The organism is Celeribacter sp., assembly GCF_048270365.1.
Classification (GTDB): domain Bacteria; phylum Pseudomonadota; class Alphaproteobacteria; order Rhodobacterales; family Rhodobacteraceae; genus Celeribacter.
The window spans coordinates 345,073-361,967 of record NZ_JBLWTA010000003.1 but is presented as its reverse complement, the minus strand read 5'-3'; the positions used below and the strand labels follow the sequence as shown (position 1 = coordinate 361,967).

General features: G+C 60.6%; 16 protein-coding genes. 9 read left to right on the top strand and 7 right to left on the bottom strand.

Annotated features, from left to right (window positions below):
• From ACN0X0_RS06545 to ACN0X0_RS06520, 6 genes are all read right to left on the bottom strand, one after another.
• Positions 1-219, bottom strand: a 219-nt coding sequence (locus ACN0X0_RS06545) for an acetyl-coenzyme A synthetase N-terminal domain-containing protein (RefSeq protein ID WP_417278493.1), incomplete at its 3' end; no start/stop codon positions are given.
• Between the two features lie 52 nt (positions 220-271).
• Positions 272-1,021, bottom strand: coding sequence for an ABC transporter ATP-binding protein (locus tag ACN0X0_RS06540; protein ID WP_417261354.1), 750 nt, complete (start codon positions 1,019-1,021; stop codon positions 272-274).
• 3 nt (positions 1,022-1,024) lie between these two features.
• Positions 1,025-1,786, bottom strand: coding sequence for an ABC transporter ATP-binding protein (locus tag ACN0X0_RS06535; RefSeq protein WP_417278492.1), 762 nt, complete (start codon positions 1,784-1,786; stop codon positions 1,025-1,027).
• A 242-nt stretch (positions 1,787-2,028) separates the two neighbouring features.
• Positions 2,029-3,252 carry a branched-chain amino acid ABC transporter permease gene (locus ACN0X0_RS06530; RefSeq protein WP_417278491.1) on the bottom strand — a complete coding sequence of 408 codons (1,224 nt, stop codon included), beginning with the start codon at positions 3,250-3,252 and terminating at the stop codon, positions 2,029-2,031.
• Between the two features lie 3 nt (positions 3,253-3,255).
• On the bottom strand, positions 3,256-4,287 hold the full coding sequence (locus ACN0X0_RS06525; RefSeq protein WP_417278490.1) for a branched-chain amino acid ABC transporter permease: 1,032 nt from the start codon (positions 4,285-4,287) through the stop codon (positions 3,256-3,258).
• A gap of 169 nt (positions 4,288-4,456) precedes the next feature.
• Positions 4,457-5,821: a substrate-binding protein gene (locus ACN0X0_RS06520; protein WP_417278489.1), complete on the bottom strand. Its 1,365-nt coding sequence runs from the start codon at positions 5,819-5,821 to the stop codon at positions 4,457-4,459.
• 443 nt (positions 5,822-6,264) lie between these two features.
• Here ACN0X0_RS06520 and ACN0X0_RS06515 point away from each other — a divergent pair, with 443 nt between their 5' ends.
• Positions 6,265-7,602, top strand: a complete 1,338-nt coding sequence (locus ACN0X0_RS06515; RefSeq protein ID WP_417278488.1) for a short-chain fatty acyl-CoA regulator family protein — start codon at positions 6,265-6,267, stop codon at positions 7,600-7,602.
• A gap of 5 nt (positions 7,603-7,607) precedes the next feature.
• On the opposite strand, the gene ACN0X0_RS06510 is transcribed toward ACN0X0_RS06515, so the two are convergent.
• Positions 7,608-8,420, bottom strand: a complete 813-nt coding sequence (locus ACN0X0_RS06510; RefSeq protein ID WP_417278487.1) for a glutamate racemase — start codon at positions 8,418-8,420, stop codon at positions 7,608-7,610.
• A gap of 275 nt (positions 8,421-8,695) precedes the next feature.
• Here ACN0X0_RS06510 and ACN0X0_RS06505 point away from each other — a divergent pair, with 275 nt between their 5' ends.
• The 8 genes from ACN0X0_RS06505 to ACN0X0_RS06470 all read left to right on the top strand — a co-directional run bounded on the left by ACN0X0_RS06505 (position 8,696) and on the right by ACN0X0_RS06470 (position 16,639).
• A complete protein-coding gene (locus ACN0X0_RS06505) occupies positions 8,696-9,097 on the top strand; it encodes a response regulator transcription factor (RefSeq protein ID WP_417278486.1) in 402 nt (133 codons plus the stop codon).
• The gene (locus ACN0X0_RS06500) at positions 9,090-9,413 is read left to right on the top strand and encodes a hypothetical protein (protein WP_417278485.1); all 324 of its coding nucleotides are present in this window, start codon (positions 9,090-9,092) and stop codon (positions 9,411-9,413) included. The genes ACN0X0_RS06505 and ACN0X0_RS06500 overlap by 8 nt, the downstream gene beginning before the upstream one ends.
• On the top strand, positions 9,413-12,112 hold the full coding sequence (locus ACN0X0_RS06495; protein WP_417261363.1) for an ATP-binding protein: 2,700 nt from the start codon (positions 9,413-9,415) through the stop codon (positions 12,110-12,112). Before ACN0X0_RS06500 ends, ACN0X0_RS06495 begins: the two co-directional genes overlap by 1 nt.
• Positions 12,113-12,235: 123 nt before the next feature.
• Complete coding sequence (locus ACN0X0_RS06490) at positions 12,236-13,381, top strand: FliM/FliN family flagellar motor switch protein (RefSeq protein WP_417278484.1); 1,146 nt, start codon at positions 12,236-12,238, stop codon at positions 13,379-13,381.
• 99 nt (positions 13,382-13,480) lie between these two features.
• Positions 13,481-13,816, top strand: a complete 336-nt coding sequence (locus ACN0X0_RS06485; RefSeq protein ID WP_417261365.1) for a TraR/DksA family transcriptional regulator — start codon at positions 13,481-13,483, stop codon at positions 13,814-13,816.
• 63 nt (positions 13,817-13,879) lie between these two features.
• Complete coding sequence (locus ACN0X0_RS06480; protein WP_417261366.1) at positions 13,880-14,068, top strand: hypothetical protein; 189 nt, start codon at positions 13,880-13,882, stop codon at positions 14,066-14,068.
• Positions 14,069-14,110: 42 nt separating this feature from the next.
• Entirely contained in the window at positions 14,111-14,317 is a 207-nt protein-coding gene (locus ACN0X0_RS06475; RefSeq protein WP_417278483.1) for a hypothetical protein, read from the top strand.
• Between the two features lie 228 nt (positions 14,318-14,545).
• Entirely contained in the window at positions 14,546-16,639 is a 2,094-nt protein-coding gene (locus ACN0X0_RS06470; protein ID WP_417278482.1) for an enoyl-CoA hydratase-related protein, read from the top strand.
• The last annotated feature ends 256 nt before the right edge of the window (positions 16,640-16,895 follow it).

The following is a 16,895-nucleotide window of genomic DNA, read 5'->3' as shown; positions in this document are numbered from 1 at the left end:
GACGCCATCGGCATACCACTTGATGTCCACGCGCCCGAAATCAAAACAGGTCTTCTTGACCTGCGTGTAGGGCTCCATCCAGTCGAGCACTTTGCCTTGCTCCGCCCAGAAAGACACAGGGTCTTCGATGGATTGTTTGTAAAGCTCCTCGTATTTCTCCTCGGAAATCAAGGCGTTCGCCGCGAAAGCGTCGGATGGGGAATAGGATGTGTCGGTCATGCTGGCTCCTCCCAAAGCTGGCCCGGCCCGGCGCTTCGGGAGGGGCAATGTCTCAGATGGCCAGATATTCGGCTCTGAGCGCTTCATTCTCAAGCACTTCTTTAGCACTACCATCGTAGACCACCCGCCCGGTGTCCAAAATCACCGCGCGATCCGCGAGATTGAGGGCGCGTACGGCGTTTTGTTCGACCAAAACGGTGGTGATGCCTTGCTCTTTGATGATGCGGAGCGTCTTTTCGATCTCGTCTACAATGACCGGCGCGAGGCCTTCGTAAGGCTCATCCAAAAGCAACACCTTGATGTCACGGGCCAGCGCACGGGCGATGGCGAGCATCTGTTGTTCGCCACCAGACAGCGTGATGCCCTCTTGCTTGCGTCGCTCACGCAGGCGCGGGAACAGGTCATAAAGCCGATCCAGAGACCAACCAACCGGTTCTACGATCTGCGCCAGTTGCAGGTTTTCCTCGACCGTCAGACCGGGGATGATGCGGCGATCTTCCGGCACCAAAGCGATGCCTTCGACGGCGGCCTCATAGGAGGTTTTCGTGTGCAGATGCTTGTGGTCGAGCCAGATCTCGCCATGGGTCACCGCCGGGCTGTCGAGGCGGGCAAGTGCGCGGAGCGTCGAGGTTTTGCCCGCGCCGTTGCGGCCCAGAAGGGCGAGGATTTCGCCCTCATGGATGTTAAAACTGACGCCCTGCACGATGTAGCTTTCGCCATAGTACGCATGCACGTCCCAGGCGGAGAAAAACGCGGGCGCGTTCTGTGCGTGGTTGGCATTCGGGTTGAATTGGTCACTCATCGTTTACACCTGCTGCGTTTCGCCCAAATAGGCTTCTTTGACTTTGGGATTGCCTTTGATGTTGTCGGGGGTGTCCTCCACGAGGGGCGTGCCCTGCGCCAAAACGGTGATCCGGTCGGCCAAGGAAAACACCACATGCATATCGTGTTCGATGATCGCGATGGTGATGTCGCGGGTCTCTTTGATCTCTTTCAACAGCGCGATGGTGTTGTTGGTGTCGGCCCGCGCCATGCCCGCCGTGGGCTCATCGAGCAGAAGGAGTTTCGGCTCCTGCACCAGACACATGGCGATCTCCAACCGCCGCTTGTCACCGCGCGACATGGAGGACGCGATCATCTCGCGTTTCTCCAACATGCCGACGTCGGCAAGCATGGCCTCGGCCTTGGCGATCAGATCGGATTCTTGCTCCATATTCTCGATCGCATGCATCCGAAAGGCGCCGTCGCGCTTGGCAAAGCACGGGATCATCATGTTTTCCATCACTGTGAGATCGCCAAAGATTTCAGGGGTTTGGAAGACGCGGGAAATGCCCAGCTGGTTGATCTCATGCGGTTTGCGACCCAGAACAGAAGTGCCCGCGAAGGTCACTGAGCCCTCGTCCGGGATGAGTTTTCCAACCAGACAATTGAGCAGTGTCGATTTTCCCGCACCATTCGGGCCGATGATGGCGTGAACGGTGTTTTCCTCGATGGAGAGGGTGACGTCGCCCAGGGCCTGAAGGCCGCCGAAGCGTTTGCCGACGCCTTTGACTTCAAGAATTCCCATGTGTGGCCTCCTTGGTGGTGAGTGCGTGTGAACGATGTCCGGTGCGTGGAGCAAAGGCCGAAGGCCGCCACGCACTCGCCGGTCCGTCCCGGCGGGCTGGCGATGTTGTGAGCTTGGTGCATCGTTCTGAGGTCATGCGGATTTGGCTGACATAAAGTGCGCAGTTCAGAGGGCGTTTCGCCATCCCACGGACCGGCGAGTGCGTAGCTTGAGAAAAGTCGAAAAGTTTCATCACACACCCCTCACGCCACATGCTTGCCGGGGTCGGGGCGGTGCTCCGGGTCCGGGTCATCGTATTTGTCGCGCTTTTGCGAGCCGTTTTTGATCCGTTTGGACAAGCGCCGCAGCCCTTCGATCAGCCCGCCCGGCAGGAAGGTCACGACCAGCATGAAGGTCACGCCAAGCGTCAGATGCCAGCCCTCGCCGGTAAACCGCGCAAAGATCCAGATCACCACATCTTCCACGCCGTCGGGCAGGAAGGAGAACCAGCTATGCAGCACGCCTTCGTTGATCTTCGAGAAGATGTTTTCGAGATATTTGATCACGCCTGCGCCCAGAACGGGTCCCATCAGGGTGCCAGCGCCGCCCAAGATAGTCATGATCACGACCTCGCCGCTTGCCGTCCAAAGCATCCGGTCGGCGCCCGCCAGCGGGTCCATCGCCGCGAGCAAACCGCCCGCAAGTCCCGCATACATGCCGGAGATCACGAAAGCGGCCAGGGTGTAGGGTTTCGGATCGAGGCCGGTGTAGGTCATGCGCTGCTGGTTCGATTTCACCGCGCGGAGCATCATGCCAAAGGGAGACCGGAACAGTCGGATCGCCACATAAAAGGCAAGGATCGCGATGAAGGCGCAGAAGTAATAGCCGACATTAAAGGTGAAGACGCGCCCCAAAGCCTCCAGTTTATAAGAGGAATTCATCGCAAGGCCGAAGATGTTGGTCACCGGCAGGGAACTGCCCTCTGCTGCGCCATCGAGGATGCGCGGATCGTCGAGGGCAAGCTGCAACCCGGTCTCGCCATTGGTCAGCGGGGTCAGCACCGAATAGGCCATTTTGTAGGACATTTGCGCAAAGGCCAGTGTCAGGATCGAAAAGTAGATGCCTGAGCGGCGCAGCGAGACATAGCCGATGGCGGCGGCGAAGAGGCCGGAGACCACCATGGCCAAAAGGATCGCGGGGATCACATTCATGGTCAAAAGCTTCATCATCCAGACGGCGGCATAGGAGCCGATGCCAAGGAAGGCCGCGTGGCCAAAGCTGAGATAGCCGGTGAGGCCGAAGAGAATATTGAAGCCCACCGCGAAGATGCCAAAGATGGCGATCTTCTGCATCAGATCGGGATAGCCGCCGTTGAATTGCGCCAGCTCTGATCCGGCGGGAAAGGGTTGCAACAGGATCGGCGTCAGCAAGGTGAGCGCGATCACGATCAGCAGGAAAGAGCTGTCTTTTTTGTTAAGCCCGAACATAAGTTACTCCTCCATCACGCCTTTTTTGCCCATCAGACCGCGCGGACGGGTCAGAAGGATCACGATGGCGACGACATAGATGATGATCTGGTCGATGCCGGGAAGCACCGATTTGACGGCATTCATTGACGAGAAACTCTCAAGAATGCCCAAGAGGAACCCCGCAGCCACAGCGCCGGGCAGGGAGCCCATGCCACCGACCACGACGACGACGAAGCAGAGCACCAGAAAATCCATCCCCATGTGATAGTTGGGCGAGAGGATCGGCGCATACATCACGCCCGCGACGCCCGCGACGGCCGAGGCCAGCCCGAACATGATGGTGAACCGCCGGTCGATGTTGATGCCCAAAAGCCCCACGGTCTCGCGATCCGCCATGCCGGCGCGCACGACCATGCCAAAGGTGGTGAATTGCAGAAAGGAAAACACAGCCCCGATGACGACAGCCGCAAAGCCGAAATAGATCAGCCGCCAGTAGGGGTAGATGATCATATTGGGATCGAACCCCAGCATCGCGCCGAAATCGAAGGAGCCTTTGAAGGCGTCGGGGGCAGGGGTCGAGATCGGGTTGGCGCCGTAGAAATATTTGATGATCTCCTGCAACACGATCGCGAGGCCGAAAGTTACGAGGATCTGGTCGGCATGCGGGCGTTTGTAGAAATGCTTGATCAACCCGCGCTCCATGGCAAAGCCCACCGCGATCATGATCGGGATGGAAAACAGGATCGCCAGAGGCACCGCCCAGTCGATCAAAGCATGGCCGAACTCGGGACCGAACCAGGCCTCGACATAGGGCGTTTTGATCTTGGCCGGATTGCCGAGGAAATCGACCTTGTCGGGATCAATCGTCTCAAACGACAGGTTCAACAGCTTGGACAGCGTCACGGCACAAAAGGCGCCGATCATGAAAATCGCGCCATGGGCGAAATTGACCACGCCCAAAGTGCCGAAAATAAGCGTCAGCCCCAGCGCAATGAGCGCATAGGCCGAGCCCTTGTCCAGCCCGTTGAGCAATTGCAGAAGGATGGTTTCCATGGTTTCCCCCAGTTGCGCCAAACCTCTCCCGGTCTCGCGGGAGAAATCCGCAAGGGGCCGTTTGGTTTGACTGTCTTGTGGAATATGGGCGGCCCGCCGTTTTTACGGTTCGGGCCGCCTCTTGCCTTTAGGGAAAATTCCCGAGAGAAATCCCCGCGCGTAGAAAGGCTTAGCCCGCGTTACAGGAACCGAGCGCGCCGCCCGCGAACATCGGGTGATCCGGGGCGTAGGTGACCTGAGACGCCGGGGTGACCTCGACCACTTCCAAGAGGTCGAACTCAGACGTCGGGTTCTCTTTGCCGCGCACCACGAGCACGTCTTTGAAGCACTGGTGATCCTCGGCGCGGTAGAGCGTCGGCCCGTTGCCCAGCCCGTCGAACTCAAAGCCTTCGAGCGCTTCGACGACGGCACAGGGGTTGAACGACCCGGCGCGTGCGACGGCATCGGCATACAAAAGCGTCTGCACATAACAGGTGTGCGCGGCCTGCGACGGCGGGAAACCGTATTTGGTGCCAAAGCTCTTCACAAAGGCCTGCGAGCCCTCATCGGTCAAGGACCAATGCCAGTTGGTGGAGCCAAGAATACCCTTGATATTCTCGCCCGCACCGCGCGCCATCAGACGCGAGAACAGCGGCACGACGATCTCGAATTGCTTGCCGTTCACCATCTTTTCGCGCAGTCCGAATTGCACCGCGTTGGTCAGCGAGTTGACCATATCGCCGCCGTAGTGGTTCAGGATCAGCACGTCGGCATCCGTCTGCAACACCGGTGTGATGTAGGACGAGAAATCGCCTGCGCCCAAGGGGGTGCGGACCTTGTTCACGGTTTCCCAACCGAGCGCTTCGGTCGCCGCCGCGATGCTTTCTTCTTGCGTCCAGCCCCAGGTGTAATCGGCGGTCAGATGATAGGCCTTGCGATCCGCGCCATAGCGCGCGGCCAGCACCGGCGCCAAGGCTGCGCCTGACATGTAGGCGTTAAAGAAGTGACGGAAACCATTGGCTTTCTTATCTTTTCCGGTCGTGTCGTTGGAATGCGTTAGCCCCGCCATGAAAATCACGCCCGCCTCTTGGCACAGGCCCTGAACCGCCACGGCTACGCCCGAAGAGGACCCGCCGGTGATCATCACCGCACCGTCTTTTTCGATCATCGACTTCGCCGAGGCCCGTGCAGCATCGGATTTCGTCTGGGTGTCGCCGGTCACATATTCGACCTTCTTGCCCATGATGCCGTTGCCCTCCAAAACCTTCGAGCTGAAGGTGTTGAGCATGCCGCCGTCGCCCTCGCCATTGAGGTGTTCGACCGCCAGTTGATAGGCGCGCAGCTCGTCGGCGCCCTCATCGGCGTAGGCGCCAGATTGCGGCACGTTGAAGCCGAGCGTCACGGTGCCGCCCATCGGTTCGTTGGTAAAGGCGCGGGCGCCAGAAGTGAAAATCGTCGGTAGCGCCAGACCGGCGCCAGCAATGGCTCCGGTTCTCAGCAGCGTGCGGCGTGTCGTGCGGCGTGTCGTGTGGCGTGTCAGATCGGTCTTGGACATCTATATTCCTCCCAGATATTCGGCCCATTAATTCGGCGCAGACATTCGGCCCAGACATTCGGACCAGATCAGCAGCCTGCGGTCTTCGGTGCATCGCCCGGAGTTCCTCCCCGAAGCCCGGGCGATGCACAGATCTCGTTCGTGCCGAGGTGTGAGGCACTCAAGTTATGGCTGTAAACGAGATGGGAGTAGTATTGTGCGACCTTCGAAAACCCATCAACAAGTGCTTTGTATTTAACACTTTTTTTGTTAATGATTACACAATACAATCGTATGCATTGTAAATCCGTTTTCCCGCATTCGCAGAATACTGTGCTTTGCGCGCGCGGAAAAGCCTTGAGAAGGCGTCGGAATTTTGTGCTGCGTTTGAAAAACGAGTTTTGTGGTCAAGGACTGTAAAAGGCGATCCGCGCAGTGGATTGCACGGGAAGAGGGGGGCAAACATGCCGAGATCAGCGTTAACAGGCACGCGCATTCGTGAAAGACGCACGCTCAAAGGCGTGAAACAGGCCGATCTGGCGCGTTCCGTGGGCATCTCTCCGGCCTATTTGAACCTCATCGAACACAACCGGCGTAGAATCGGTGGCAAGCTTTTGATCGATTTGGCGCGCGAGTTGGGCGTCGAGCCGACGGCCTTGTCCGAAGGGGCCGAGCTGCCTTTGATGGAAGGTCTGCAAGAGGCCGCAAGCACCAGCGGGCTGCGACCGCAGGCAGGCAAGCCGGTCAGCCTACCGGAAACCCAACGCGCCGAGGAATTCGCCGGGCGCTTTCCGGGCTGGGCGGCGCTTGTGGTGGCGCAGCGCAACCGGATCACCGCGCTCGAACGCCGGGTCGAGGCACTGAACGACCGTCTGGCGCATGACCCGTTTCTCTCGGACAGTTTGCACGAGGTGCTCTCTACCGTGACCGCGATCCGCTCCACTGCGGGCATTCTCAACAACGCGGGCGAGATCGACCGTGATTGGCAGGCACGCTTTCACCGCAACCTTTATGAGGACAGTCAACGTCTGGCGGACGGTTCGCAGGCGCTGGTGAGCTATCTCGACACGGTGGGCAAATCCGAGGACACGCTGGCCTCGCCGCTCGAAGAGGTTGAGGCTTGGCTGGCAGCGCGCGATTTCGTTCTCGCCGAGCTGGAACAGGGCAAAATGCCTGACCTCTCGGGCGAGGGCGGTTTGCGTACACCCGCCGCGCGCAGTTTGGCCCGCAAATGGGTGCTGCGCGCCCGCGCCGAAGCCGAGAAGATGCCGCAAGCCATGGTCGAAGCCATCATCGCCCGCCACGGCCCCGATCCCTCGGCTCTGGCGCAGGCCATGGGGGTGGAACTGTCGGCGGCGATGCGACGTCTGGCGAGCCTTCCGGCCTCTGAGACGCGCCCGCCGATGGGCTTGGCGATCTGCGACGGCTCCGGCGCGCTGACCCACCGCAAACCGCTCGATGGCTTCGCGCCGCCACGTTTCGGCGCCGCATGCCCGCTCTGGCCGCTCTATCAAGCGCTCTTGCGCCCCATGGTGCCGGTCAAACGCGTGGTCGAACAACATAGCCAACCACCGCGACGCTACCTCGCCTACGCGATCGCGCAGCCCCAACGCCCGGAAAGCTTCGACGCGCCCGAGGTGATCGAGGCGACGATGCTCTTTATGCCGTTGGATCAACTCGACATGGAGGTGCGCGACGGCGAGGTGCATGGCATCGGCACCTCCTGTCGTGTCTGCGCCCGTATCGAGTGCCCGGCCCGGCGCGAACCCTCGATGGTGCTTGAGGTGCCGGAAGACGACTGAACAGGTCAGAACTTCACGGGGAGGAGAGGCACAGGGGTGAGAGGAATGTCTGCACCGATCTGGGCCAGCATCTTGCGAAAGGTGGCAAGGTCATAATCGGGCGTTTCGGTGACCAGCCCCTGTATCTGGCCGGTTCCTGAGGTGTTTGTGCCCTCGATCCGGGTGCAGAGCGCCGTGACAATGTCCGCCGCCGGATCGAGAAAACGGCAGGTCGGTCGGGCGCGTTCGAAAAATGGGCGCAGCCAGGGCAGGTGCGTGCTCGACAGGGTGAGCGTGTCAATATCCGGATGCCGGGCAAAGACATCCTCTATAAAGACCGAGACCGCCTGTTGTGTGGCATCGGTATCGAACAGGAACGCCCCGCTTTCGACCAAACGGACCATTGCGGACGCATTGATCCGGGCAACGTTTTGCGGCTGATCGGTTCGGGCTGCGATGAAACGTGTCAGCATTTCGCTTTCGGTCAGGGAAGCGACCCCCATAATGCCAACATGGCCTGTCACCGAGAGATCCAGCGCCTGTTCCAGTGGAGGAAAAACACCGTAGAGAGGAACATTGCAGAAGGTGCGGATGTCGTCGAGCACCATGATCGAGGGCGCGTTGGAGGCCATGACAATGGCGACCGGGTCGTAGCTTTGAAGGCGTGACAGGGTGCTTTGCATGACGGCACGCAATTGTGCCGGGGATTTTTGGCCATAGGGAAAACTGGCGCGATCCGCAAAATAGAGAATGTCCTGTTGTGGCAGGCGTTTGTGGATTTCATCGACGATGGCATAGCTGCCGATACCGGCGTCAAACACGGCAATGGGGTTTTGCATGAGGCGCTCCTTTGGAGGGGCAAAGCAGATCGCGGCTTTTGGCCCCCCCGTGGTTTTGAATGTGCGATGGGTAACCTAGACTGTGCGGGGGCCCGGGCAAAGTTCGGAAGGCGGCGAAAGGGGGTTGCAGATTTGATCTTCCTGGATCGGCCCGTACCCTTGGTCTTCCTGGCGGATCGTGGGGGCGTTGTAGAGGGAGGGCAAAGCACAGGATTTTTTGACATAAGCATGACAAAGCGCCATAAACTGCATCAACCAGGGGGAGAGAGGCAATTATGGGACAGCGCGTGCTCTTGATCGAGGACGAGCCGAACATCATCGAGGCGATCCGGTTCATCCTGTCGCGCGATGGCTGGACGGTGGAGACCCATGCGGATGGGGCGACGGCTGTGGCCGCGGTCGAGCGCAAGCGGCCGGACGTGATCATTCTCGACGTGATGTTGCCGAACAAATCCGGTTTCGAGATCCTGCGTGAGCTGCGCGAGATGGCGGATCACGCGACGCGGCCCGTCTTGATGCTCACCGCGCGCGGCCAGAAAAAGGACCGCGAGATGGCCGAGGCCGCCGGCGTGTCGCATTTCATGACCAAGCCGTTCTCCAACACCGAAATGCTTGAGGTCGTGCGGCGTCTGGCGTCCGGGGCGCCGGGCACAGGGGCGGATGAGGCCCATGTCTGATGGCCGGGCTGAGGGCCGCGCGCCGCTCTATCTGGCCCGCGCGTCTTATCGGCGCAGGCGTCTGATCGACGCGCTCAGGCTCTTGCCTTTTCTCATGTTCGGGCTGTGGCTCTTGCCGCTGTTGTGGGGCGGTGAGGGAACGGACCGCCCCGTCGGCGCAGGCTCCAGAGCGTTTTTGCATGTTTTCGTAGTCTGGGCTTTGGGCCTCTTGGCGACGATCTGGCTGTCGCGGGCTTTGCGCCGGGCAGAAGGCCCGGTCGAGGCGCTGAAGACCCCACCAAAGCCCAATAATGCGCCGAATGAGGACGCAGGCTGATGCTGCGGTTCAACATTCTCGTCCTCGCCTGCCTGTCCTATGCGACCCTGTTGTTTGTCGTGGCCTTCTGGGCCGAAAAACGTGCCGAAGCCGGGCGTTTGGGCTGGCTGCGCTCGCCATGGGTCTACACGCTGTCCTTGTCCGTCTATTGCACCGCCTGGACCTTTTACGGTGCCGTAGGCTACGCGGTGCGCTCGGGTCTTGAGTTCGTGACGATCTACCTCGGGCCCTCGCTGATGATGATCGGCTGGTGGTGGATTTTGCGCAAACTCGTGCGGATCGGGCGGGTGCAACGGATCACCTCCGTGGCCGATCTGATCTCGTCGCGCTACGGCAAATCGACCACTTTGGGCGTCTTGGTGACGCTTTTGGCGGTGATCGGCACGACGCCCTATATCGCGCTGCAACTGCAATCCGTGGCGCTGTCTTTTGCGGTTTTCGGCGCCAATGATCCGACGGGGGCGGTGCTGCCCGATCTCGACAAAACCGCGCTTTGGGTGGCCACCGGGCTGGCGTTGTTCACCACGCTTTTCGGCACCCGCAACCTGGACGCCAATGAACGTCACCACGGTGTTGTCACCGCTATCGCGCTTGAGGCCATCGTCAAATTCATGGCGCTGGTGGCGGTTGGGGTCTTTGTCGTCTGGGGGCTGTCTGACGGGGTCGGGGACCTGATGGCGCGCATCGACGCCTCGCCCGTGTCGCAGCATCCGATCATGGGCACGCGTTGGATCGCGCTCACCATGCTGTCGGCGGCCGCCCTCATCACACTTCCGCGGATGTTTCAGGTTCTGGTCGTCGAAAATTCCGACGAAAACCATGTGTTCACAGCCGGTTGGGCCTTTCCGCTCTACCTCTTTGGTATGTCGCTTTTCGTGATCCCGATTGCGGTTGTCGGGCTTGAGGTGCTCCCCCAAGGCTCCAATCCCGACATGTTCGTGCTCACCCTGCCGCTGCAATACGATCACCGGGTGCTGGCGACCCTGTCTTTCCTCGGCGGCTTTTCTTCGGCCACCTCCATGGTCATCGTCGCCGCCATCGCGCTTTCGACCATGGTGTCGAACCACATCGTCATGCCGATCTGGCTGTCGTCGCGCTCGGGCGGCGCGATGGTTTCGGGCGATGTGCGCCGGGTCGTTCTTTACGCGCGGCGCCTCTCTATTTTTGGCGTGCTGGCCCTCGGCTACCTCTATTTCCATTTCTCCGGCGGCTCAGAAGCACTGGCCTCCATCGGCATGATCTCGTTTACCGGCGTGGCGCAGGTCCTGCCCGCCATGTTGGGCGGCATTTTCTGGCGCGGTGCCACGCGGGTCGGTGCGATTGGCGGCGTAGTTTTGGGCTTTGTCGTCTGGGCCTACACGATGTTTCTACCGTCCTTCGGTGCGGCCTCCGGGTTTACGCCAGAGCTTTTGGCAAATGGCCCCTTCGGCCTAACCCTTCTGCGTCCGCAGGCCTTGTTCGGCGTCGAGGGGGTGGACCCCGTGGTGCATGCGGTTTGCTGGTCTCTGGCGCTCAACACAGCCATCTTTATCCTCGGCTCGCTCCTGTCCTTCCCGCGCCCGGTCGAACGGCTTCAGGGCGCGCAATTCGTCAATGTTTTCGAGCATTCCGGCTCGACGCGCGGCTGGTCGCATGGCTTTGCCGAGGCCGAGGACCTTTTGGTCATGGCGCAGCGCATTCTGGGCCCCGCCGAGGCGCAAAACCTGTTTCAATCCGAGGCCGAAGCACAGGGCAAAGAGGGCTACCTCCCCGACACCACGCCCGCTTTCATCGAGCGGTTGGAGCGCGAAATGGCGGGCTCTGTTGGGGCCGCCACGGCGCATGCGATGCTGGGCCAGATCGCGGGCGGGGTGCTGGTTTCGGTCGAGGATCTGATGGCCGTGGCCGATGAAACCGCGCAGATGATGGAGTACTCCAGCCAGCTCGAGTTGAAATCCGAAGAGCTGGCCCGCACCGCGCGGCAATTGCGCGAGGCCAATGAAAAACTTACGGCGCTCTCCATTCAAAAGGACGCGTTTCTGTCGCAAATTTCGCATGAATTGCGCACGCCGATGACGTCGATCCGGGCATTTTCCGAGATCCTGCGCGAGGCCGGGCACTCGGGTGAGATGGACGCCGAAAGCCTTGAGCGGTTTTCCACGATCATCCATGACGAGGCCCAGCGTCTCACGCGATTGTTGGATGATTTGCTCGATCTGTCGGTCTTGGAAAACGGTCAGGTCAGCCTCAACTGGGCGCGTGCGAACCTGCACGATGTGATCGACCGGGCGCTGCATGCAAGCTCCGAGGCGGGCGGTGGCGTGCGGCTGCTGATCCGTCGCACTGAATTGTCTGAACATATCGCGATTGAGACCGACCCGGATCGTCTGGCGCAGGTCTTCATCAACCTCATCGCAAATGTGCGCAAATATTGCGATGCGTCCCGACCTGAGTTGACGATACATGTCCGCCGCAAAAGCGACGACCGCCTCCAGATCGATTTTATCGACAATGGATCCGGCATTCCCAAGGACAAACAGGCGGTGATTTTCGAGAAATTCTCGCGTTTGACCGATCACGCCAAGGCGGGCGGCGCGGGGCTTGGCCTTGCGATTTGTCGCGAGATCATGGCCAATCTGGGCGGCACGATTGCCTATCTTCCGGGGCAGGGTGGTGCTGCGTTTCGCCTGGAACTGCCGCGCGTGCGGCTGCGTGACTGAGGTTGCGCCTGAGATCCGACGATCAGGCGAATTTTTGTCCCGCTTCAATGATTTGTTTACTTTAAGCGTTGAAAAGGGATCGGGAGTCCATTTGAGCGAAACCCCTGAAAGCCTGCCGTTCCCATGTCAGACGCCGACATCATTTCCGCGATGCGCCGCAAGGCGGGCGTGGGCCGTCCGCCCCCGGATGTCCAGCCAATGTCTCCCGCAAAGGCGCTGCGCCTCGCCATGGCGAAAGCGGCGGAGGACACGATTGGTCTTGTGCTTCAGGTTTTGGATGTCACCGAGGAACGCTCTGCCATCTCGCGCCTGCCCGGGCAGGTGCCCGACAATGCGCTTTTGTCGCTTCTGGAGGGGCCGAACAACGCCTATGGGCTGGCCGTCTGGGATAAGAATGCCGTCTCCGCCATTGTCGAACAACAGACCACCGGCAAGGTGCTGAACCTGCCGCCTGAGGATCGCCCGCCGACCGCCACCGATGCGGTGATGTGTTCTGAGCTCTGCAACCGCGTGCTGCGTCAGTTCGAAACCCATGTCGCCGAGGTCGCCGATCCGCCAGAGGTCGCGGGGTTTCACGTTGCCGCCCAGCTGCGCGAGGCGCGCTCCATCGCGATTGCTTTCGACGATGTGCCTTACCGGCTTTACCGCGTGTCTGTGAAGCTCGGGCGCGGCGGGCGCGAGGGGGAGGTGTTCTTTGTCTTCCCTTATGCGGCGCCGAAGCCGAAAACCATGGATGAGGGCGCGGGCGATTTCAGCAGCACGTTCCAGAATGTCGTGCTGAAATCCGAGGCGCGGCTCGACACGGTGTTGCACCGGGTGCGCCTGACGCTTGCCGATGTCACCTCGCTGACCGAGGGCATGATGATCCCGATCCCGCGCGAGGCCCTGTCGCGGGTCGAGTTGCGGGCCGATGACCGTCTGGTGAGCCGCGCGCGCCTGGGCCAGATCAATGGCAAACGCGCCGTGCGTGTGGTGCTCTGCGTCGAAGGCGATGAGGAGGATTTGGGCGACGATATGTTTGGCGCGGGCGATATGGGCGGGCTTTCCGGCCCTTCCGATTTCCCGGCCTTGTCGGGGATGGGTGATATGGCGGGCGATGACCTGCCTGATATAGGCGGCTTGCCACCTCTCGGGGCCATGGGCGATTTCCCCGCGATGGGGGACTTGCCACCACTTGGCGGGGGGGATCTCCCTCCGCTGGGCGACCTGCCACCGCTCGGCGATGGCGAAGGCTTCCCGGCCATGGGCGATCTACCGCCGCTTGAGTAACTCGCTCAGATTTCGCACCAGATTTCGGGCTGTCTGTTGATGTGAATCAAGGCTTTTCCCATGATTTGGGTTGATCCTTATCCTCAGGGAGGAGCCATCATGAGCACCTATGACAAAAGACGCGCGCAACTGTTGGACCGCAAGGCGGAGCTGACAGACCGTTTGGAAGAGATCGATGCGGAGCTGGAGTCTCATCAGTCGAAGGACTGGGAAGAGCTGGCCACCGAACGCGAGGGCGATGAAGTCCTCGAAAGCATGGGCGCCTCTGGCAAGGCCGAGATCGCGATGATCAACGCCGCCCTTGAGCGGATGGACGCCGGTGATTACGGAATTTGCGCCGTCTGCGGCGAAGACATCAGCGCCGAACGCCTCGATGTGCTACCCTATACCCCAGTGTGCCGGGATTGCGCGGCGCGGAACGCCGCGCGTCACTGATCTGCGACACGTCTGCTGCGAGAGGGGGCAGAAGGCGTGACCATGATTTCAGGGAGGAAAGACATGACCAAAGTGACGAAAACAGATGCGGAAATCGACAAGATTGTCGATGATCTCGTGCAAGACGAAAAGACGGCAGAGGCCCTGAAAGGCAAGCTGCATCAATCCTTTGCGGAACCTGAGGCGCATTTTGCCCGCCCAGAGGCCACGAAGGACGACGATGACGATATGTGGGACAATATGCCGGTCTGAGCGCCGCAAAAGCCCGCAAATGTCGCATGAAAGGAAAGCGCCATGGCGTTCGAAGCCCTGAAAACTCAGGTCTATATGATTCTGGACGAAATCGCGGCGCGCCCGGCGGATCGCCATATCTTGCAGGAGAGCCTGCGCGAAAAACTGGCGGAGCTTTCCGCCTTGGGTCTGCCGCTGCCCGAAGATCTCGTGCGTCTGGAGGCGGAACTGGAAGAAAGCACCGCCGACAGGATTTACCCGCCGACCTAAAGCGTTTCTGCTTTACGTGAGAGATCAAGTTAAAACCGAAACGCTTTAGCTCGCAACGCCCCGTAGGCATCTCGCGTGGTGCGTTCCACGCTCAAATCATCTTGCCTTAAGGGCATGGCCTCCGCCATTATGTGGAAAAATCTGTGGGGAACCTGTGGATAATTCCGGCGCAGCGGTCGGCGTGTGATCCTAGGCACCTCCCCGCGATACGTCAGGGGGCGGTTGCGTATGAGTGAAACAAAGGCGGTCGAGCAGGACCAGATGGGGCAACCAAGCGCGGTGCATGATCCCGCCGTGGTTTTCGAGCGCAACGGCGAGATCGCGCTTTTGCGCCTGTCGCGCCCGCCCGTTAATCTGTTGACCCAAGAGCTGCGTCAAGCACTATGGGACAGTCTGGCCGAGGCGGAGGCGGACCCCGAGGTGAAAGCCCTCGTGCTCATGGGCACCGGTGCCTCCTTTTGCACCGGTTTTGCGCCGGACAGGCTTCTGGCCCAAGACGCCGCCCCCAGCCTCACCGCGCTCTGCGACAGAATTTCTTCCTGCACCAAACCCGTCATCGCCTCATTGCATGGCTCGACCCTTGAGGGCGGATTGGCGCTGGCGCTGGCGGCGCATTATCGTGTTATGGGCCGCGCCGCGCGTCTGGGCGCCCCTGAGATCACCTTTGGCCTCCTGCCTACCGGTGGGGTGACGCAACTCCTGCCACGTCTCATCGGGGCGGGGTCCTCCTTGGAATTGCTGCTCTCCGGACGGCCCGTGTCAGCGCCACAAGCCGCCAAACTTGGGCTGGTGGATGAGCTGGCGCCAAAGCGGACGGGCGAAGCGGCGGTGGAGTTCGCAAAACGCCTCATCGCCTCTGGGCAAGGCCCGCGCCCCAGCCGGGATCGCAGCGAGGGGTTGCGCGACGGGGCCAGTTATTTCAAGGAAATCGCAGCACGGCGCGAAGAAATTCGCGGCGCACGGATTATTGCGCCTGCGCGGATCATCGACTGTGTCGAAGCCGCTGTGATGTTGCCCTTTGAGGCCGGTGTGCGCCGCGAAATGGTCGCCCGTGAAGAGTGTTTTGCCACCGAAGAGTCGAAAGCTCTGCGTCATGCGTTTTTCTCCGAACGCCGTGTCGCGCGGCTGATCGGGGCGGAGGGCGCCGTGCCCGGCGAGGTTAAGACGCTGGGCCTTGTGGGGTCGGGCAATTTCGCCCTCGGCATCGCGATGGCCGCCCTCGATCACGACATCGAGGTCCGACTTTTGGGCAATTCTGCCGATCAGCTTGTGATCGATGAACAGCGGATCAAGTCCGTCTACACCCGTGCCGTGCAACAGGGCCAGATGACGTCTGAGCAGCGTGATGTGCGTCTCAAATCCCTGATCGCGACCACACAAATCAACACTCTGGCCGAGGCCGATCTAGTGCTCGACGCCACCTCTGGCTCGATTGAGGCGCGCGCGCGCCTTTTGGCCCGGGTTGAGGAATTCCTGCCGGAAAACACTGTGCTGGCCACCGTTGCGGATCGCGGTTTTGTCCAGATTGCACAGGACTTGGCGCATCCCGAACGCTTTGTCGGGCTGCATTTCTTTGCGCCGTCCCAAGCCATGCGTGTGGTCGAACTGGCCCGTTGCGAGGGTGTCGACCTCACGGCGCTGGCAAGGGCCCACGGGTTTGTCCGCCGCATCGGCAAGGTGCCGGTGACCGTGCGCGCTCGCGACGGGTTGATCGCCAATGTTGTGCAGGAGGCGGGCTGGTCCGCCGTTGACGTGCTCTTGCTTATGGGCGCGCGGCCCGCGCGGATTGATGCGGTGATGCGAGGATATGGGTTTGCGGCGGGGCCCTGCGAAGTCATGGATGCGATTGGTCTCACCTATATGTCGGGCGCCGTGGCGCAGTTTTTGGTCAGTGAAGGCCGCAAAGGCAAAGCCGTGGGACAGGGGTTTTACGACTATCACGAGGACGGCGGGCGCGATGACACGACGTCCGAAGCCATTCTGGCCGATCTGCGGCGTCAGGGCGGCGTGCCCGACCTGCGGCTGTCGGATCAGGACATCTACGAGCGGATCGTTCTGGCCGAAGCCAACGCGGGCGCGCGGCTTTTGCAATCGGGGCGTGTCGCGCATCCGGTCGACATTGATGTGGTGATGATGCTGGCCAAGGGTTATCCGCGCTATCGCGGCGGCCCGATGAAGGCAGCTGATCTCATGGGGCTGTTACATGCCGAGATGCGGCTGCGCAATTTTACCGATCAGGCGCCGGATATTTGGGAGCCTGCGACAATTTGGCGTGAATTGGTCAAAAATGGCGATAATTTTGAAAGTTTAAACCTTATCTGAGGGTTAAGGTTCTATTTGAGGCGGACTTTTGGGCTCAAAAGGTCGATTTACGCCGATTTTTGCCGCTCTGCAGCGTGGTCAATATGCCCTTCGGACATGCGGTTGATCGAGATCAATGTTTTCGCGATTCCCCTGACATATTCCTTACCTCGAGCGCAGGGCTCCGGTGTCAGCAGTCAGACAAGGAGCCTTGCATTCCTCCCGCGGACTCTCCTTCCGATCGTCCGCGCCGTATCCTGCCTTTTGTGCGTGGGCA

Coding starts and splice junctions, on each gene's coding strand:
- ACN0X0_RS06520 (WP_417278489.1), bottom strand. CDS start 5,821: ATGTCCAAGACCGATCTGACACGCCACACGACACGCCGCACGACACGC.
- ACN0X0_RS06500 (WP_417278485.1), top strand. CDS start 9,090: ATGTCTGATGGCCGGGCTGAGGGCCGCGCGCCGCTCTATCTGGCCCGC.
- ACN0X0_RS06495 (WP_417261363.1), top strand. CDS start 9,413: ATGCTGCGGTTCAACATTCTCGTCCTCGCCTGCCTGTCCTATGCGACC.
- ACN0X0_RS06475 (WP_417278483.1), top strand. CDS start 14,111: ATGGCGTTCGAAGCCCTGAAAACTCAGGTCTATATGATTCTGGACGAA.
- ACN0X0_RS06540 (WP_417261354.1), bottom strand. CDS start 1,021: ATGAGTGACCAATTCAACCCGAATGCCAACCACGCACAGAACGCGCCC.
- ACN0X0_RS06470 (WP_417278482.1), top strand. CDS start 14,546: ATGAGTGAAACAAAGGCGGTCGAGCAGGACCAGATGGGGCAACCAAGC.
- ACN0X0_RS06535 (WP_417278492.1), bottom strand. CDS start 1,786: ATGGGAATTCTTGAAGTCAAAGGCGTCGGCAAACGCTTCGGCGGCCTT.
- ACN0X0_RS06480 (WP_417261366.1), top strand. CDS start 13,880: ATGACCAAAGTGACGAAAACAGATGCGGAAATCGACAAGATTGTCGAT.
- ACN0X0_RS06530 (WP_417278491.1), bottom strand. CDS start 3,252: ATGTTCGGGCTTAACAAAAAAGACAGCTCTTTCCTGCTGATCGTGATC.
- ACN0X0_RS06505 (WP_417278486.1), top strand. CDS start 8,696: ATGGGACAGCGCGTGCTCTTGATCGAGGACGAGCCGAACATCATCGAG.
- ACN0X0_RS06510 (WP_417278487.1), bottom strand. CDS start 8,420: ATGCAAAACCCCATTGCCGTGTTTGACGCCGGTATCGGCAGCTATGCC.
- ACN0X0_RS06525 (WP_417278490.1), bottom strand. CDS start 4,287: ATGGAAACCATCCTTCTGCAATTGCTCAACGGGCTGGACAAGGGCTCG.
- ACN0X0_RS06485 (WP_417261365.1), top strand. CDS start 13,481: ATGAGCACCTATGACAAAAGACGCGCGCAACTGTTGGACCGCAAGGCG.
- ACN0X0_RS06490 (WP_417278484.1), top strand. CDS start 12,236: ATGTCAGACGCCGACATCATTTCCGCGATGCGCCGCAAGGCGGGCGTG.
- ACN0X0_RS06515 (WP_417278488.1), top strand. CDS start 6,265: ATGCCGAGATCAGCGTTAACAGGCACGCGCATTCGTGAAAGACGCACG.